Genomic DNA, 15,786 nt, shown 5'->3' on the forward strand with positions numbered 1-15,786 from the left:
GGGACCCTTCAGGAGTAATCTCACCATGACCTCAGCCTATTACACCGGTGAAGAGCGCAGCAAGCGCATCTTCGCTATCGTTGGTGCCTCTTCGGGCAACCTGGTGGAATGGTTCGACTTTTACGTCTATGCCTTCTGCGCGATCTACTTCGCCCCGGCGTTCTTCCCCTCCGACGACCCCACGGTGCAGTTGCTGAACACCGCGGGGGTATTCGCCGCAGGCTTCTTGATGCGCCCGATTGGTGGCTGGATCTTCGGCCGCCTCGCTGACCGCCATGGCCGCAAGAACTCGCTGATGATCTCGGTGCTGATGATGTGCTTCGGCTCGCTGATGATCGCCTGCCTGCCCACCTATGCCAGCATTGGCACCTGGGCCCCGGCGCTGCTGTTGCTGGCGCGCCTGATCCAGGGCCTGTCGGTGGGTGGCGAGTACGGCACCACCGCCACGTACATGAGTGAGGTGGCCCTGCGCGGCCAGCGCGGCTTCTTTGCCTCGTTCCAGTACGTGACGCTGATCGGCGGCCAGCTTTTGGCCGTGCTGGTGGTAGTGATCCTGCAGCAGCTGCTGACCGAGGATGAGCTGCGTGCCTGGGGCTGGCGCATTCCGTTCGTGGTCGGGGCCATTGCAGCACTGATCTCGTTGATGCTGCGCCGCTCGCTGCACGAAACCAGCAGCGCCGAAACCCGTCAGGACAAGGATGCCGGCACCATCAAAGGCTTGTTCAGCAACCACGCTGCAGCCTTCATCACCGTGCTGGGCTACACCGCAGGTGGGTCGCTGATTTTCTACACCTTCACCACCTACATGCAGAAGTACCTGGTGAATACCGCTGGCATGACGGCGAAGAACGCCAGTTATGTGATGACGGCTGCACTGTTCCTGTTCATGGTGCTGCAGCCGTTCTTCGGCATGCTGTCCGACCGTATTGGCCGACGCAATTCCATGCTGCTGTTCGGCGCGTTGGGAACGCTGTTCACCGTGCCGCTGCTGATGGCGTTGAAAACCGTGACCAGCCCGTTCATGGCCTTCGTGCTGATCAGCCTGGCACTGTGCATCGTCAGTTTCTATACCTCGATCAGCGGCCTGGTGAAGGCCGAGATGTTCCCGCCGCAAGTTCGCGCGCTGGGTGTAGGCCTGGCTTACGCGGTGGCCAACGCGGCATTCGGCGGTTCGGCCGAGTACGTGGCCCTGGGGCTGAAGACCATGGGTATGGAGAATACGTTCTACTGGTACGTGACAGCGATGATGGCGATAGCCTTCCTGTTCAGCCTGCGCCTGCCGAAGCAGGCCGAGTACCTGCACCATGATCATTAAGGAAGCTGCATGAGCAACCAACTGTTCGACGCCTACTTCACCGCGCCGGCCATGCGCGAGGTGTTTTCCGACCGTGGCCGCCTGCAGGGCATGCTGGATTTCGAGGCCGCGCTCGCCCGCGCCGAGGCTTCGGTCGGCTTGGTTCCGCACAGCGCCGTGGCCGCCATCGAGGCGGCCTGCCAGGCCGAGCGCTATGACGTAGGCGCCCTGGCCAATGCCATCGCCAGCGCTGGCAATTCGGCAATCCCGCTGGTGAAGGCGTTGGGCAAGGTGATCGCCACCGGCGTGCCCGAGGCCGAGCGTTATGTGCACTTGGGCGCTACCAGCCAGGATGCGATGGACACCGGCTTGGTATTGCAGTTGCGCGCTGCCCTCGACTTGCTGGAAAGCGACCTTGGCCAGCTTGCCGAAACCTTGGCGCAGCAGGCCTTGAAGCACGCCGACACCCCCATGGTGGGGCGCACGTGGCTGCAACATGCCACGCCGGTGACCTTGGGCATGAAGCTGGCCGGGGTGCTTGGCGCCGTGACCCGCCATCGCCAGCGCTTGCAGGCGTTGCGCCCGCGCTTGCTGGTGCTGCAGTTCGGCGGCGCCTCGGGCAGCCTGGCGGCCTTGGGCAGCAAGGCGCTGCCGGTGGCCGAGGCGCTGGCCGAGCAACTGCGGCTGGCCCTGCCGGAACAGCCTTGGCACACCCAGCGCGACCGCTTGGTGGAGTTTGCCTCGGTGCTGGGCATGATCGCCGGCAGCCTGGGCAAGTTCGGCCGCGATGTCAGCTTGCTGATGCAAACCGAGGCTGGCGAGGTGTTCGAGCCTTCCGCGCCGGGCAAGGGCGGCTCTTCGACCATGCCTCACAAGCGTAACCCGGTGGGGGCCGCCGTTCTGATCGGGGCCGCCACCCGGGTGCCGGGGCTGGTTTCGACGATGTTCAGCGCCATGCCCCAGGAACACGAGCGCAGCCTGGGGTTGTGGCATGCCGAATGGGAAACCCTGCCAGAAATCTGCTGCCTGGTCTCCGGTGCGTTGCGCCAGGCCCAGGTGATTGCCGAGGGGATGGAGGTGGATGCCGACCGCATGCGCCGCAACCTCGACCTGACCCAGGGCCTGGTGCTGGCCGAGGCAGTGAGCATTGTGCTGGCACAGCGCCTGGGCCGCGACCGCGCCCACCACCTGCTGGAGCAATGCTGCCAGCGCGCCGTGGCCGAGCAGCGTCACCTGCGTGTCGTGCTGGGTGACGAGCCGCAGGTCAGCGCCGAACTGTCCGCCGAGGAACTCGATCGCTTGCTCGACCCTGCCCATTACCTGGGCCAGGCCCGCGTCTGGGTGGCGCGCGCCGTGTCCGAACATCAACGTTTTACTGCCTGAAGGAGACCGCTGTGGCGCATTTGCAACTGGCCGATGGCGTTTTGAATTACCAACTCGATGGCCCGGCAGACGCCCCGGTGCTGGTCCTGTCCAACTCGCTGGGTACCGACCTGGGCATGTGGGACGCCCAGATGCCGCTGTGGGCCGAGCAATTTCGGGTGCTGCGCTACGACACCCGTGGCCACGGTGCATCGCTGGTCACCGAAGGCCCTTATTCCATGGAGCAACTGGGCCGCGATGTGCTGGCGTTGCTCGATGGCCTGGACATTGCCAAGGCGCACTTTGTCGGCTTGTCGATGGGTGGCCTGATTGGCCAGTGGCTGGGCATCAATGCCGGTGACCGGTTGCGTAGCCTGACCTTGTGCAACACCGCCGCCAAAATCGCCAATGACGAGGTGTGGAACACCCGTATCGACACCGTGCTCAAGGGCGGCCAGCAGGCCATGGTCGACCTGCGCGATGCGTCCATTGCCCGCTGGTTCACCCCAGGCTTTGCCCAGGCACAAGCCGCAGAGGCCCAGCGTATCTGCCAGATGCTGGCGCAGACCAGCCCCCAGGGGTATGCCGGCAACTGCGCGGCGGTGCGCGATGCCGACTTCCGTGAGCAACTCGGTCGCATCCAGGTGCCGACGTTGATCGTGGCAGGGACAGAAGATGTGGTAACCACCCCGGCGCACGGCCAGTTCATGCAAACCGGTATTGCCGGTGCCGAATACGTCGAGTTCCCGGCAGCGCACCTGTCCAACGTCGAGATTGGCGAGGCGTTCAGCCGCCGCGTGCTCGCCTTCCTGTTGGCTCACTGAGGACCCTGCCATGGACGAGAAACAACGCTACGACGCCGGCATGCAAGTACGCCGCGCGGTACTGGGCGATGCCCACGTGGACCGCAGCCTGGAAAAGCTCAACGACTTCAATGGCGAGTTCCAGGAAATGATTACCCGCCACGCGTGGGGTGACATCTGGACCCGCCCCGGCCTGCCACGTCACACCCGCAGCCTGATCACCATTGCCATGCTGATCGGCATGAACCGTAACGACGAACTGAAGCTGCACCTGCGCGCGGCGGCCAACAACGGCGTGACCCGCGACGAGATCAAGGAAGTGCTGATGCAGAGCGCGATCTACTGCGGCATTCCAGCGGCCAACGCCACCTTCCACCTGGCGGAGTCGGTGTGGGACGAGCTAGGGGTAGAGTCGCGTAGCTGACCCTCACGCGGCCCCGCCTGTAGGAGCGGCCTTGTGTCGCGATGGGCTGCGCAGCAGCCCCGGAATATCAGCTTCGCAGCTACGATTGCCGGGGCCGCTGCGCAGCCCATCGCGACACAAGGCCGCTCCTACACAGGTGCCGGGATTACAGCGCGACACAAGGCCGCTCAGGTGCCACGGTTACATCGAGCGTATGGCCACCGGGCCTGCGTTGCTTTCCACAGCCTGCTTCAGGGCCGGGCACAAGCCCAACATGAAGGCCGCTTCTGCCACCACGAACAAAGGCCCGATGATCAGGCCACTGATATCGTCCACAAACGCCGGTTTTCGGCCTTCGTAATAGTGGCCGACGAACTGGATGATCCAGCCCAGCACGAACGCGCCCACCCCGGCACCGAGCCAAAGCCCGGTAGGCTGCACCGCCAGCACCTGGCCAACCCACAGGCACAAGCCCAGCAACACCCCCATCACCAGCCCGAAGCGCAGGTCCAGGCGCAGGTAGAACCAGACCGAAGCCGCTGCCGCCAGCAGGGCAGGGGACAGCCATATGCCAGCAACCTCCCACCCGGGGCGGGACAGCAGGATGGTGACTGCCAGCACGATCATGGGGATGCCGATGAAGTGGGTGACGATGTTGCGCGGGTCGCGGTGGTAACTGGCGTACTGGCTCAGGTGGTCGACGAGCGTTTTCATTGTTGTGCCTCCCTGGTTTGCCTGGGCTGGTCAAGCTGCCTGTCAGGGCACTGCGCGGCGGTCACACGCCGCGACAGGCCCGGTACAGGCAACGGGTATAGCTCAGGATAGCCCGCAGCCACCACTATCATCAGCGGGGCGAATGGCAGGGGCGCCCCGCGGGCTTATCCAGCGGGGCCATGGCGCACATTGGCAGGGCTTACAGCAGGTTCAGCGGGTAGCTCACGATCAGGCGGTTCTCGTCGAAGGCGTTGGTGCTGAAGTCACGGCGCATGGTGGAGTTGCGCCATTTCACCGACAGGTCCTTGAAACTGCCCGATTGGATCACGTACGCCAATTCGGTCTCCCGGGCCCATTCCTTGCCATCATCAACGTTGCCGACGGTCACGTTCTCACCCTTGATATAGCGGTTCATCAGGGTCAGGCCGGGAACGCCAACGGTGGCGAAGTTGAAGTCATGGCGCACCTGCCAGGAGCGTTCCTTGGCGTTGTCGAAGCTGGAGTTGTAGCTGTCGTTGGCCAGGGTCCCGCCGCTGGTGCCATTGACTCGCATCCAGGCATCGTCGCCGCTGACCTTTTGCAGGCCCACGTAGAACGTATGGCCCTGGTAGCGCGCCGAGAGCAGCGCCGAGGCGGTACGGTTGTCCAGTTTGCCGGCGCGCTCGGCGCCGTCTTCCTTGCCGATGAAGTAGCCCAGGTTGGCGCCCAGGGTCCAGTCGCCCAGCGGCTGGCTGTGGGTCAGGTTCAGGTATTGTTGGTGGTAGATGTCCTTGAGCTGGGCATCCCACAGGCCAATCATGGTGCGTTTGTCGTTGAAGGTGTATTCGCCGCCACCGAAATTGAACCGGTCGGAGGTGAACGCGCCTTTGCCGTTCATCGACATGTCTTCCATGCTGGCATCGTTGCGCGGGCTGTTGCCGCGGAACTGGCCGGCGTACAGCGTCAGGCCGGCGATTTCCCGGGAGGTCAGCTGGCCACCGCGGAAGGTTTGCGGCAGCGAACGGCCGTCGTCCGAACGCAGGATCGGCAGCACCGGCATCCATTCCCCGACTTTCAGTTCGGTTTCGGAAAGCTTGGCCTTCAACGCCACACCCAGGCGGCCAAAATCATCGGCTGGGCGGCCGTCGTCGTGCACGGGTAGCAGGTGGGTGTTGGTGGTGCCTTTGCCACCGTCGAGCTTGACCGAATACAGGCCCAGCACGTCCACGCCGAAACCGATGGTGCCTTGGGTGAAGCCGGAGCGGGCATCCAGAATGAAGCTCTGCGTCCATTCTTCGGCCTTGCCCTGTGGGTTGGCCGGGTCAACGAAGTTACGGTTGATGTAGAAGTTGCGCAGGTTGAGGGTGGCCTTGGCGTCTTCCAGGAAACCGCCTTGGTCGGCAGCGAAGACGGGGAGGGCGCAGGACATGGCCAACAGGCCGGGCAGCAGCTGGCGTGCGGTTTGCGAAGTGCTCATCTGTCGTGGATCTCTTGTTTTTATGGGGCGTTGCGTGGGGGGATGGTGCGGCGTGAGGCGGGGGTGAGGCAATTCGTCGCAAACGGAAGGGGGCGATAATCGAACGGAATGTTCCAGTTGGTTAATTACTGACACATTTTGCAGCAGCCATGAAAAAGGCCCACCGCCAGGGTGGGCCTTGTGCTGTACCGAGCCAGGTCAGCCTTTGGGTGTATCCACCGCTGCTTGCTGGTTGGCCTGGCCAGTGCGCTCGTACCAGCCACCGCCCAGCGCCTTGTACAGGTTGACCTCGCTGGTCAGCTGCGACAGGCGATCGCCGATCAGCGCTTGCTGGGCACTGAACAGGTTGCGCTGGGCATCGAGGAAGGTCAGGTTGCTGTCGATACCGATACGGTAGCGGCGCTCGGCCAGGCGATAGTAGTCCTGGTTGGCTTGCACCAGGTCGCGTTGCGCCTGCAATTGCTCTTCGAAGGTCTTGCGCGCTGCCAGGCCATCGGAGACTTCCTGGAAGGCCGTCTGGATGGTTTTTTCGTACTTGGCGACGTTGATGTCCTTCTGGATTTTCGAGTAGTCCAGGCTGGCCTTCAGGCTGCCGGCGTTGAAGATCGGCAGGTTGATCTGCGGCTGGAACAGCCAGGTGCCCTGGCCGCCGGAGAACAGGTGGCCCATGTCGGGGCTCAGGCTGCCGGCGTTGGCCGTCAGGCTGATGCTTGGGAAGAACGCTGCGCGGGCGGCGCCGATATTGGCGTTGGCGGCCTTGAGCAGGTGTTCGGCTTCCTGGATGTCCGGGCGGCGCTGGAGGATGTCGGACGGCAAGCCGGCCGGTACTTCCGCCAGTTGATCGGCGTCGAGCTCCAGCGGCTTGGGCAGGTTGGCAGGAATGCCGGTGCCCAGCAGCACGGTCAGGCTGTTGACGTCCTGGGCGACCAGGCGCTGGTACTGCGAATACTTGACCCGGGCCCCTTCCACGGCGGTGCGTGCCTGGCTCAAGTCCAGTGCCGAGGCCACGCCCACTTCATTGCTGCGACGGGTGAGGTTGTAGCTTTCCTCGTAGGTCTTCAGCGTTTCTTCGGTCAGCTTGAACAGCGCCTGGTCGGCCTGCCAGGTGTAATAGGCGTTGGCCACGCTGGCCACCAGGGCAATTTGCGTGGACCGCCGTGCCTGTTCGCTGGACAGGTAGGTTTCCAGGGCTTGCTCGGTCAGGCTGCGTACCCGGCCGAACAGGTCCAGTTCATAGGCGCTAACACCCAGCGTGGCCGAGTATTGGCTGGTGATGCTGGACTCACCGGTTTGCGACATGTTCGCCGGTACCCGCTGGCGGCTACCGCTGGCGTTGGCGGAAACCGCCGGGAACAGGTCGGCCCGCTGAATGCGATACTGCGCGCGGTACGCGTCGAGGTTCAGTGCGGCAACACGCAGGTCGCGGTTGTTGACCAGCGAAGTCTGGATCAGCTGCTGCAGTGCCGGGTCACGGAAGAACTGGCGCCAGCCCTGTTCGGCAGCGGCGACGTCTGCCGATTGCGTGGGGGAATATGCAGGGCCTTGCGGCCACTGCGCAGCCACCGGCGATTCCGGGGTCTGGTAGTCAGGGATCAGCGAGCAGCCGCCCAGAATGAAAGCGGTTACCGCCAGGGACAACAAAGACTTGGTCATTGCCCAGCCTCATAACGTGGAGTTTCAGGGGTGGCGTCTTTTTCCGGCTTTTTGCTGCCGAACAGCGACGACACTGCGACGAAGAATAGCGGTACCCAGAAGATTGCCAGCACGGTCGCGCTGATCATGCCGCCGATCACGCCGGTGCCGATGGCGTGCTGGCTGCCGGCGCCCGCGCCGCTGGCGATGGTCAACGGTACCACGCCAAGGATGAATGCCAGCGAGGTCATGATGATCGGGCGCAGACGCATGCGGCAGGCTTCGATCGCGGCGTCGTACAGGCTGCGACCCTGCTCGTGCAGTTCCTTGGCGAACTCGACGATCAGAATGGCGTTTTTCGCCGCCAGGCCGATGGTGGTCAACAGGCCGACCAGGAAGTACACGTCGTTGGACAGGCCGCGCAGGCTGGTGGCGATCAGTGCACCGATGATACCCAGCGGTACCACCAGCACCACGGCGATCGGAATCGACCAGCTTTCATACAGCGCTGCCAGGCACAGGAACACGAACAGTACCGAGAGGGCGAACAGTGCCGGCATCTGCGAGCCGGAGAGTTTTTCCTCGTAGGACATGCCGGTCCAGGAGAAGCCCACACCGCTAGGCAGTTCGCCGGCAATGCGCTCGACCTCGGCCATGGCTTCACCGGTGCTGTAGCCAGGCGCCGGGGCACCGAGAATCTCCATGGCCTCCACACCGTTGTAACGCGACAGCTTGGGCGAACCGTAGCTCCACTCACCCTTGGCGAAGGAGGAGAACGGCACCATCTCGCCAGCGCCATTGCGCACGTACCACTTCTGCAGGTCTTCAGGGCTCATCCGCGCGTTGGCTTCGCCCTGGATGTACACCTTCTTGACCCGGCCACGGTCGATGAAGTCGTTGACGTAGCTGGCACCCAAGGCGATGGACAGGGTGTTGTTGATGTCGGCAATGGTCACGCCCAGGGCGCTGGCACGCTCGTCATCGATGGTCAGCTGGTACTGCGGCTCGTCGTTCAGGCCGTTCGGGCGTACGCCACTGAGCACTTTGCTCTGCGACGCCTTGGCCAGGAACTCGTTGCGCGCTTCCATCAGCTTGGCATGGCCGACACCGCCGCGGTCCTGCAGGAACACGTCGAAACCCGTGGCGTTACCCAGTTCCAGCACCGCCGGTGGGGCAAACGCGAACACCATGGCATCGCGGAAGGTGAAGAAGTGCTGCTGGGCGCGTTGGGCCAAGGCGAACACGCTGTTTTCCTGGGACCGTTCACCCCATGGCTTGAGCATGATGAATGCCATGCCCGAGCTTTGGCCACGGCCGGCGAAGTTGAAGCCGTTGACGGTGAATACCGACGACACGGTGTCGGCTTCATCCTTGAGCAGGTATTCACGCATCTGGTCGACCACCACCTGGGTGCGCTCGGCACTGGAGCCGGCCGGGGTCTGCACTTGGGCGAACAGCACGCCCTGGTCTTCCTCGGGCAGGAACGCGGTAGGGATGCGGGCGAACAGCCAGATCATGCCAACCACGATCAGTGCATAGGCCAGCAGGAACGGCACCTTGTTGCGCAGGATGGCACCCACGCTGCGCTCGTAGCCGTTGACGCTGCGGTCGAAGTTGCGGTTGAACCAGCCGAAGAAGCCACCTTTGGCGGTGTGGTGCTCGCCCTTTTTCAGCGGCTTGAGCATGGTCGCGCACAGGGCAGGGGTGAAGATCAGCGCCACCAGCACCGACAGCCCCATGGCCGAAACGATGGTGATGGAGAACTGCCGGTAGATTACGCCGGTGGAGCCACTGAAGAACGCCATGGGCAGCAGAACCGCCGACAGCACCAGGGCGATACCCACCAGGGCGCCCTGGATCTGCTCCATGGAGCGCTTGGTCGCCTCCTTGGGCGGCAGGCCGTCTTCGGACATGACCCGCTCGACGTTCTCCACCACGACGATGGCGTCGTCCACCAGCAAGCCGATGGCCAGCACCATGGCGAACATGGTCAGGGTGTTGATGCTGAAACCCGCAGCGGCAAGGATGCCGAAGGTACCCAGCAACACCACCGGCACGGTCATGGTGGTGATGATGGTGGCGCGGAAGTTCTGCAGGAACAGGTACATCACCAGGAACACCAGCACCACGGCTTCGATCAGCGTATGGATTACGCCACTGATCGACTCGGTGACCACCGGCGTGGTGTCATACGGGAATACCGCTTTCACCCCAGGCGGGAAGAAGGGTTCCAGGTCGCTGATGGTCTGGCGCAGCGCCTTGGCCGTGTCCAGGGCGTTGGCGCCGGTGGCCAGCTTCACGGCCAGACCGGAGGCCGGCTTGCCGTTGAACTGGGCGCTGATGGCATAGTTTTCACCGCCCAGGCCAACCTCGGCGACATCCCCCAGGCGCACCTGGGAACCGTCGTTGTTGACCTTGAGCAGGATCTTCTCGAACTGCTCGGCGGTCTGCAGGCGGGTCTTGCCGATGATGGTCGCGTTCAGCTGGGTACCCGGCATGGCCGGCAGGCCGCCGAGCTGGCCGGAGGACACCTGCACGTTCTGCGCAGCCACGGCGTTCTTGACGTCGACCGGGGTCAGCTGAAACTTGTTCAGCTTGGCCGGGTCGAGCCAGATGCGCATGGCGTACTGTGCACCGAACACCTGGAAGTCGCCCACACCGGCAGTACGCGAGATCGGGTCCTGCATGTTGGAGACGATGTAGTTGGCGAGGTCGTCCTTGGTCATGCTGCCGTCTTCGGACACCAGGCCGATCACCATCAGGAAGTTCTTCACTGCCTTGGTAACACGGATACCTTGCTGCTGCACTTCCTGCGGCAGCAGCGGGGTGGCCAGGTTCAGCTTGTTCTGCACCTGCACCTGCGCGGTGTCGGGGTTGGTGCCTTGCTCGAAGGTGGCGGTAATGGTCATGCTGCCGTCGGAGTTGCTTTCCGACGACACATAACGCAGGTTGTCGATACCGTTGAGCTGCTGCTCGATCACCTGGACCACGGTGTCCTGCACGGTCTGCGCCGAAGCGCCCGGGTAGGTCACGGCGATGGCGATGGCCGGCGGCGCGATGCTGGGGTACTGGTTGATCGGCAGCTTCAGGATCGACAAGGCCCCGACCAGCATGATCACCAAGGCGATCACCCAGGCGAAGATCGGGCGATCGATAAAGAACTTCGACATGGTTTACTCCGCTTTGGCGTCTGCTTTCGCCGCGTTGGCCTGATCAGGGCTGCCCGGCTTCTTGACGTTGGTGGCTTCGCTGACCTTGACCTCGACGCCAGGGCGCACGTACTGCAGGCCTTCGGTGATCAGGCGGTCACCCGGGTTGAGGCCTTCTTCGATCAGCCAGTCGCTGCCCAGGGTTCGGTTGGCCTTGAGCTGACGCAGTTCGACCTTGTTGTCCTTGTTCACCACCAGCGCGGTTGGCGCACCTTTCAGGTCGCGGGTAACGCCCTGTTGCGGGGCCAGAATGGCGTTGGCGTTGACCCCGGCCTTCAACCGCGCATGCACGAACATACCGGGCAGTAGGGTGTGGTCAGGGTTGGGGAACAGCGCACGCAGGGTCACCGAACCGGTGGTCTCGTCGACTGCGACTTCCGAGAACTCCAGGCGGCCTTCCTGCTTGAACAGGCTGCCGTCTTCGAGCACCAGCTGTACCGAGGCGGCGTTGTCGCCAGCCTTCTGCAACTGGCCGCTTTCCAGGTCGCGGCGCAGCTTGAGCAGCTCGGCAGTGGACTGGGTAACGTCGACGTAGATCGGGTCGAGTTGCTGGATGGTGGCCATGGCGTTGGTCTGGCCGTTGTTCACCAGCGCACCTTCAGTGACCGCTGAGCGGCCGATACGCCCGCTGATAGGGGCCAGCACCTTGGTGTAGCGCAGGTCGATCTGTGCACTTTTCAGCGAGGCTTCTGCCTGCAACCGTTTGGCATTGGCGTCGTCGTATTCCTGCTTCGACACGGCCTGCTCGTCGATCAGTTGCTTGTAACGCTCGGCCAGCGAGCGGGTAGCTTGCAGGTTGGCCTGGGCGTTACCTAGCGCTGCCTCGTACACGGCAGGGTCGATCTGGTAGAGCTGCTGGCCTTCCTTGACGTCGCTGCCTTCCTTGAACAGGCGCTTGAGAATGATGCCATTGACCTGCGGGCGCACTTCGGCAATGCGGTAGGCACTGGTGCGCCCCGGCAATTCCGAGGTCAGGGTGAAAGGTTGTGGCTGGATGGTTACGACGCCGACCTGAGGAGCCTGCGCCGCTGGCGCTGCTTCTTCTTTCTTACAGCCACTGAGCAGTGTTGCCAGGGCGACGGCGGAAACCAGAGCGGTAACGGCTGGCTTGAATTGCATGAGGATCCTCGGGTCGCAGGAGCAGGTAGACGCTCAAGAATAATGGAAGAGTCGAGATCTGGAGAAATTTGCTATCCGGTAGATAAATAGCTTGCTAAGGAATATACTTACATTCATGGTTGTTTGTAAATACCGCTTGGTTGTACCCAGGTACCGCCACAGCCCGTGATTAGCCCCGCCGCGAGGCGCCCTGCAGAGGTGCCCGCGAAATGTTCCCCCGTGCGCAGCGCGCGTTCGGGCCCGATGAGGTTGTACTGCCATGGTCCGTCGAACCAAAGAGGAAGCCCAGGAAACCCGCGCCCAGATCATCGAGGCAGCGGAAAAGGCCTTCTACAAGCGCGGGGTTGCGCGAACCACGCTGGCCGACATCGCCGAGTTGGCGGGGGTGACCCGCGGGGCGATCTACTGGCACTTCAACAACAAGGCCGAACTGGTGCAGGCGTTGCTCGACAGCCTGCATGAAACCCATGACCATTTGGCGCGCGCGAGCGAAAGCGAGGACGAGGTCGACCCGCTGGGCTGCATGCGCAAGCTGCTGTTGCAGGTGTTCAACGAGCTGGTGCTCGATGCCCGAACCCGGCGTATCAATGAGATCCTGCATCACAAGTGCGAGTTCACCGATGACATGTGTGAGATTCGCCAGCAGCGCCAGGCCGCAGTGCTGGATTGCCACAGGGGCATTACCCTGGCCCTGGCCAATGCCGTGCGCCGGGGCCAGTTGCCGGGCGAGCTGGATGTCGAGCGCGCGGCGGTGGCCTTGTTTGCCTATGTCGATGGCCTGATCGGGCGCTGGCTGTTGTTGCCGGACAGCATTGACCTGTTGGCGGATGTCGACAAATGGGTCGATACCGGGCTGGATATGCTGCGCTTGAGCCCGGCGCTGCGCAAATGACTCTTTGTTAAGGATTGTGAGGGAGTGTTTCCGCTTTGTATTAAGGGACGATTAATGCGTTGCGTTCCCTCAGCCAGGCACCGTGCCTGCACCATGGCCAGGTGCTCAACGGCCGCGCAGTTGCCGGTCCGGTAACGCCACCGCCGCGATCAGCCCTAGCACTGCGACCAGCGCGCTGCCCAGCAACAGCTGGCGGAATGTCTGCAGCAACCGCCCTTGGGTGGCCACGTCCACCTCGCCCGCCTTCAAGCTCCCCAGCAACGGGTTACCGAGCAATTCGAAACCGCCCTGGTGCAGCAGTGCCAGCAACAGGCTGGACATGCATGCCACGCCCATGGCCCCGCCCAGCGAGCGGAACAGGTTGGTGGTGCTGGTGGCGACGCCGATGTCCTGGCTGGCCACCGCGCTTTGCGTGGCTACCAGCGAGGTCGGGAACTGCAGGCCACAGGCTATCCCGGTCAACAGCATGAACAGTGCGCTGGGCAACGCCGACTGCGGCGAGGTGAAGGCCATGCCGACGATGGCCAGCGGCATCAATATTGCGCCGGCAAGGATCTGCGGTTTGTAGCGCCCGGTGAGGCTGGTCATGTGCCCACCGGTGAACGCCCCCATGGGCAGCCCCATCACCAGCGGGAGTAGATGCAGGGCGGCGCTGTCGGCCCCTGCACCGGTGATGCCTTGGTAGCGCAAGGGCATGAGCATGGTCAGGGAAATGGACTGGAAGCTGGCGAAGAAGATCACCCCCCAACACAGCACGGCTACCCGATTGCCGAACAGGCCAAGTGGCAGCAACGGTTCCGCGCAGCGGCTTTCGTGGGCAATGAACAAGCCCAGGCCCAGCACGGCGCAGGCGAACAATGCCAGCACGGCCGGGTCGCCCCAGCCATGGCCCTGGCCGACCAGGGTGATGCCCAGCAGCAGGCTGCCCAGGCCGAGAATCAACAGTACAGCGCCAAGGTAGTCGACCTGGGCCTGGCGGCGTTGTACCGGCATGCCCGCCAAGGCTCGCTGAATCGACCACAAGGCCAGCAGCCCCAGCGGCAGGTTGATCCAGAACACGCCGCGCCATGACAGGTATTCGGTCAACCAACCGCCCAGCACGGGCCCGGCGACACTGGCCACGGCATACATGCTGCTGAAGTAGCCCTGATAACGGCCACGCTCGCGGGGCGGCACGAAGTCACCGATGATCGCCTGGCTGACCGAGACCATGCCACCTGCGCCGATACCTTGCAGTACCCGGGCCAGCACCAGTTGCTGCATGTCCTGGGCCAGCGCGCAGGCGATCGAGGCCAGGGTGAACAGGCTGATGCCGGTCAGGATCATGCGCCGTCGGCCATACAGGTCGCCCAGTTTGCCGTAGATGGGCACGGCGATGGTCATGGCGACCATGTAGCCGGAAATGACCCAGGCCAGCAGGCCGACATCGTTGAACTGGGCCGAGATGGCTGGCAGCGAGACGGCGACAATGGTCTGGTCCAGGGCGCCGAGAAAGATCGCCAGCATCAGGGCGGTGAGCACGTTGCGCAGGGTGGTGGGGGGCAGGGCGGCGGTCACGGGGGTACCTTGGTTATCGGTTTTGGCATCTTCGCGGGCATGCCACTCCCACCGGTAAAGCTCAGGCTCGAGCATGAGCCCTATCTGTGGGAGCGGGCGTGCCCGCGAACAGGCCCTCGAATTGTAACCCGAGTTAGGTAGCTTCCTATGTACTAACTGCATCCCCTATGCCGAATCGGCATTGGCGTATTCATCCAGTGCAGCATGGCCGCGTGATATCGTTGGTATGCCACAGGGGCCGAATACCGCGGGTTGCACCAGCTTGGTGCAACATTATGCCGCAGGTTTCACGGGCCCCTGTCTCCCACACCTTTTATTCCTCTGCCTGCATGCCGAGCATGACCGCCCACATGGCGACGGTTGGAACAGGTCAGGTAGACCCGATTGCAGGGGTCGGTAGTTACCGTTCAAAATTTGCACATAATTGCGGAGTGATCATGCCCAAGGCTTCCCATCAAGATCTGCGTTTTGCCTTCCGCGAGCTGCTCGCTTCAGGTTCCTGTTACCACACCGCCTCGGTGTTCGATCCGATGTCGGCACGCATTGCGGCTGACCTGGGGTTCGAGGTCGGTATCCTCGGCGGCTCGGTCGCCTCGTTGCAGGTGCTGGCTGCGCCGGACTTTGCTTTGATCACCCTCAGTGAGTTCGTCGAGCAGGCCACCCGGATTGGCCGCGTGGCGCAGTTGCCGGTGCTGGCCGACGCCGACCATGGCTATGGCAACGCACTGAACGTGATGCGCACGGTGATCGAGCTGGAGCGCGCCGGGGTGGCTGCCCTGACCATCGAGGACACCCTGCTGCCAGCCCAGTTCGGGCGCAAGTCCACCGACCTGATCCCGGTTGATGAGGGCGTTGGCAAGATCCGGGCGGCATTGGAGGCCCGGGTCGATTCGTCGTTGTCGATCATCGCCCGTACCAATGCTGGCGTGCTCACCACCGAAGAAATCATCGTGCGTACCCAGAGCTACCAGAAGGCCGGTGCCGATGGTATCTGCATGGTGGGCGTAAAGGACTTCGAGCAGCTCGAAAAGATCGCCGAGCACCTGACCGTGCCCCTGATGCTGGTCACCTATGGCAACCCGAACCTGCATGACGACGAGCGCCTGGCACGCCTGGGCGTGCGCATAGCCGTCGATGGCCACGCGGCGTACTTTGCTGCAATCAAAGCCACCTACGACTGCTTGCGGCTGCAGCGCGGCAAGCAGAACAAGTCGGACAACCTCAGCGCCACCGAACTCTCGCACACCTACACCCAGCCCGAGGACTACATCCGCTGGGCCAAGGAGTACATGAGCGTCGAGGAGTGACCGGCAGGGCGCCGTCAACGCAACGGACGGCGCTCAAG

12 protein-coding genes are annotated in these 15,786 nt (G+C 63.3%); 6 read left to right on the plus strand and 6 right to left on the minus strand.

The genetic code is table 11. The features are described 5' to 3' along the window. The first annotated feature begins 25 nt into the window (after window positions 1–25). Genes DMX12_RS00795 through pcaC form a run of 4 tightly spaced genes read left to right on the plus strand, consistent with a single transcriptional unit; the run spans window position 26 to window position 3,883 of the window. Window positions 26–1,315, plus strand: a complete 1,290-nt coding sequence (locus DMX12_RS00795) for an MFS family transporter (protein WP_110675686.1) — start codon at window positions 26–28, stop codon at window positions 1,313–1,315. A 9-nt stretch (window positions 1,316–1,324) separates the two neighbouring features. After that, window positions 1,325–2,677 (plus strand): 3-carboxy-cis,cis-muconate cycloisomerase, encoded by a 1,353-nt coding sequence (locus tag DMX12_RS00800; RefSeq protein WP_110675688.1) that lies wholly within the window; start codon window positions 1,325–1,327, stop codon window positions 2,675–2,677. A gap of 11 nt (window positions 2,678–2,688) precedes the next feature. Further along, window positions 2,689–3,480, plus strand: coding sequence for a 3-oxoadipate enol-lactonase (pcaD, locus tag DMX12_RS00805; RefSeq protein ID WP_110675690.1), 792 nt, complete (start codon window positions 2,689–2,691; stop codon window positions 3,478–3,480). Between the two features lie 10 nt (window positions 3,481–3,490). Continuing rightward, on the plus strand, window positions 3,491–3,883 hold the full coding sequence (pcaC, locus tag DMX12_RS00810) for a 4-carboxymuconolactone decarboxylase (RefSeq protein WP_047583944.1): 393 nt from the start codon (window positions 3,491–3,493) through the stop codon (window positions 3,881–3,883). Between the two features lie 180 nt (window positions 3,884–4,063). Here pcaC and DMX12_RS00815 read toward each other — a convergent pair whose 3' ends face one another. The 5 genes from DMX12_RS00815 to ttgA all read right to left on the minus strand — a co-directional run bounded on the left by DMX12_RS00815 (window position 4,064) and on the right by ttgA (window position 11,992). Continuing rightward, window positions 4,064–4,576 (minus strand): DUF962 domain-containing protein, encoded by a 513-nt coding sequence (locus tag DMX12_RS00815; RefSeq protein ID WP_054914179.1) that lies wholly within the window; start codon window positions 4,574–4,576, stop codon window positions 4,064–4,066. A 199-nt stretch (window positions 4,577–4,775) separates the two neighbouring features. Beyond that, window positions 4,776–6,032 (minus strand): OprD family porin, encoded by a 1,257-nt coding sequence (locus tag DMX12_RS00820; RefSeq protein WP_110675692.1) that lies wholly within the window; start codon window positions 6,030–6,032, stop codon window positions 4,776–4,778. Between the two features lie 198 nt (window positions 6,033–6,230). Continuing rightward, window positions 6,231–7,685: an AdeC/AdeK/OprM family multidrug efflux complex outer membrane factor gene (locus DMX12_RS00825; RefSeq protein WP_054912198.1), complete on the minus strand. Its 1,455-nt coding sequence runs from the start codon at window positions 7,683–7,685 to the stop codon at window positions 6,231–6,233. After that, the gene (gene ttgB, locus DMX12_RS00830; RefSeq protein WP_029887533.1) at window positions 7,682–10,834 is read right to left on the minus strand and encodes a multidrug efflux RND transporter permease subunit TtgB; all 3,153 of its coding nucleotides are present in this window, start codon (window positions 10,832–10,834) and stop codon (window positions 7,682–7,684) included. The genes DMX12_RS00825 and ttgB overlap by 4 nt, the downstream gene beginning before the upstream one ends. Window positions 10,835–10,837: 3 nt before the next feature. Further along, complete coding sequence (gene ttgA, locus DMX12_RS00835) at window positions 10,838–11,992, minus strand: toluene efflux RND transporter periplasmic adaptor subunit TtgA (protein ID WP_009685610.1); 1,155 nt, start codon at window positions 11,990–11,992, stop codon at window positions 10,838–10,840. Between the two features lie 259 nt (window positions 11,993–12,251). Here ttgA and ttgR point away from each other — a divergent pair, with 259 nt between their 5' ends. Next, complete coding sequence (ttgR, locus tag DMX12_RS00840; protein ID WP_054912197.1) at window positions 12,252–12,884, plus strand: efflux transport transcriptional regulator TtgR; 633 nt, start codon at window positions 12,252–12,254, stop codon at window positions 12,882–12,884. 105 nt (window positions 12,885–12,989) lie between these two features. On the opposite strand, the gene DMX12_RS00845 is transcribed toward ttgR, so the two are convergent. Next, window positions 12,990–14,441, minus strand: coding sequence for an MDR family MFS transporter (locus DMX12_RS00845; RefSeq protein ID WP_110675757.1), 1,452 nt, complete (start codon window positions 14,439–14,441; stop codon window positions 12,990–12,992). A gap of 437 nt (window positions 14,442–14,878) precedes the next feature. Here DMX12_RS00845 and DMX12_RS00850 point away from each other — a divergent pair, with 437 nt between their 5' ends. Next, window positions 14,879–15,748, plus strand: a complete 870-nt coding sequence (locus tag DMX12_RS00850; protein WP_009685607.1) for an oxaloacetate decarboxylase — start codon at window positions 14,879–14,881, stop codon at window positions 15,746–15,748. Window positions 15,749–15,786: the final 38 nt, after the last annotated feature.

Origin of the sequence: Pseudomonas sp. MB-090624 (genome assembly GCF_003205245.1) — a bacterium.
Lineage (GTDB): Bacteria > Pseudomonadota > Gammaproteobacteria > Pseudomonadales > Pseudomonadaceae > Aquipseudomonas > Aquipseudomonas juntendi.

Coding starts and splice junctions, on each gene's coding strand:
- pcaC (WP_047583944.1), top strand. CDS start 3,491: ATGGACGAGAAACAACGCTACGACGCCGGCATGCAAGTACGCCGCGCG.
- ttgA (WP_009685610.1), bottom strand. CDS start 11,992: ATGCAATTCAAGCCAGCCGTTACCGCTCTGGTTTCCGCCGTCGCCCTG.
- DMX12_RS00800 (WP_110675688.1), top strand. CDS start 1,325: ATGAGCAACCAACTGTTCGACGCCTACTTCACCGCGCCGGCCATGCGC.
- DMX12_RS00815 (WP_054914179.1), bottom strand. CDS start 4,576: ATGAAAACGCTCGTCGACCACCTGAGCCAGTACGCCAGTTACCACCGC.
- ttgR (WP_054912197.1), top strand. CDS start 12,252: ATGGTCCGTCGAACCAAAGAGGAAGCCCAGGAAACCCGCGCCCAGATC.
- DMX12_RS00820 (WP_110675692.1), bottom strand. CDS start 6,032: ATGAGCACTTCGCAAACCGCACGCCAGCTGCTGCCCGGCCTGTTGGCC.
- DMX12_RS00850 (WP_009685607.1), top strand. CDS start 14,879: ATGCCCAAGGCTTCCCATCAAGATCTGCGTTTTGCCTTCCGCGAGCTG.
- ttgB (WP_029887533.1), bottom strand. CDS start 10,834: ATGTCGAAGTTCTTTATCGATCGCCCGATCTTCGCCTGGGTGATCGCC.
- DMX12_RS00795 (WP_110675686.1), top strand. CDS start 26: ATGACCTCAGCCTATTACACCGGTGAAGAGCGCAGCAAGCGCATCTTC.
- DMX12_RS00825 (WP_054912198.1), bottom strand. CDS start 7,685: ATGACCAAGTCTTTGTTGTCCCTGGCGGTAACCGCTTTCATTCTGGGC.